This window comes from Pseudooceanicola lipolyticus, from assembly GCF_002786325.1.
GTDB classification, from domain to species: domain Bacteria; phylum Pseudomonadota; class Alphaproteobacteria; order Rhodobacterales; family Rhodobacteraceae; genus Pseudooceanicola_C; species Pseudooceanicola_C lipolyticus.
On the sequence record NZ_PGTB01000322.1, the window covers coordinates 1 to 1,746 of the forward strand.

1 protein-coding gene is annotated in these 1,746 nt (G+C 68.4%); it reads right to left on the reverse strand.

The window, feature by feature from the left end; all coding sequences use genetic code 11:
• Positions 1 to 169: 169 nt before the first annotated feature.
• The coding region (locus tag CVM52_RS25540; protein WP_276308668.1) for a glycine cleavage T C-terminal barrel domain-containing protein at positions 170 to 1,746 on the reverse strand (1,577 nt) is incomplete at its 5' end.

Below are 1,746 nucleotides of genomic sequence, written 5' to 3' on the forward strand. Positions count from 1 at the left end.
CTGCCAGCCGGCGGCGGCGGGCAGGGTCAGGCCGAACGGTTGCGGCGGCGTGCCGCCCCGGCGCAGTGCCAACGAGGCCAGCGCCATGTCGGCATTTTCCCAGATGGTGAGCGCGCCAAAGCTTTGCCGGCGCGGCGCGGCGGCGCCAAGCGCCGTGAGCGGGGACAGGTCAGTCACGCAGACGCCCTCCTTCGGGATCGACAAAATGCGCCGACACAACCTTCAGCCGGGCCGACCCGCCCTCCAGCGGGTTGGCGGCAACGATCTCTTCGCCAAGGCGGTTGTCGCCCTCTTCCAGAAAACCCAGCCCGATCGAGCAGCCGACATGCGGCGAGAAACAGGCCGAGGTGATCCAGCCCTGATCGGTGGCCAGCGACTGGTCCTGACCGATGCGGAACAGATGCGCACCGGGGATCACCGTGGCCGCCCTGTCGACGGGCATCAGCCCGACCAGCCTGCGGCGGTCGCCGGCCAGCCCGTCGCGCCGCGACATCACCGCGCCGATCGAATCCTTCTTGCGCGACACCATGCGGCCCAGCCCCAGCATCGCCGCGGTGGTCTGGCCGTTCAGCTCGGCGCCGGCGGCATGGCCCTTTTCGATCCGCAGCACCCCCAGCGCCTCGGTGCCGTAGGGGGTCACGCCCAGGTCGGCCCCGGCCGCCATCAGCCGCTGCATCAGCGCGCCGCCATACCGTGCGGGGACCGCGATTTCATAAGCCAGCTCGCCCGAGAACGAGATCCGGAACAGCCGCGCCCGCAGGCCGTTGCACACTGTCAATGCGGCGCAGGCCATGAACGGGAAGGCGGTGTTGGACAGGTCGAAACCGTCGACGATCCGCTCCAGCAGCAGGCGCGAATTCGGCCCCGCCACCGCGATCTGCGCCCAGGCGTCGGTGGTCGAGATCAGCTGCACGTCAAGCTCGGGCCACAGGCATTGGCGGGCGAATTCCATGTTGCGATAGACCAGCCCGGCATTGGCGGTGGTGGTGGTGACCACGTAATGCGCATCGCCCAGCCGGGCGCAGGTGCCATCGTCATAGGCAAAGCCATCTTCGCGCAGCATCAGCCCATAGCGCACCTTGCCGACCGGCAGCGTCGCGATCATGTTGGCATAGATGCGGTTGAGGAATTCACCGGCATCGGCGCCCTGTACATCGACCTTGCCCAGCGTGGTGACATCGCACAGACCGACCGAGGCGCGCACCGCCTGCGCCTCGCGATCGACGCTCTGCCGCCAATGCGTTTCGCCGGGACGCGGGAAATACTGCGCCCGCATCCATTGCCCGACCTCGACAAAAACCGCGCCGTTCTGCGCGGCCCAGTCATGGGTGGGGGTCAGGCGGGTCGGGCGAAAATCGGGCCCGGTATTGCCGCCTCCCAGCGCCGCGATCGAGACGCCGGTATAGGGCGGCCGGAAGATCGTGGTGCCGGTTTCGGGGATGGATTTGCCGGTCAGTTCCGCCATCACCGCAAGCGCGGTGACATTCGCGGTTTTGCCCTGGTCGGTGGCCATGCCCAGCGTGGTCCAGCGTTTCAGATGTTCGACCGGCGTCATGTTTTCCTTGTGGGCCAGGGCGATGTCCTTGACCGTCACGTCGTTCTGGAAATCGACCCAGGCACGGCGGGTGCCGGGCACATGCCAGAACGCGCCCTTGCCATCGGGCTCGGGTTCGGCGTGGGGCAGGGGGGTGGCGCGCGCCGTCAGGCCAAGCGCCTCGACCGCCCGGATCGCCGCCGCCTGGCCAT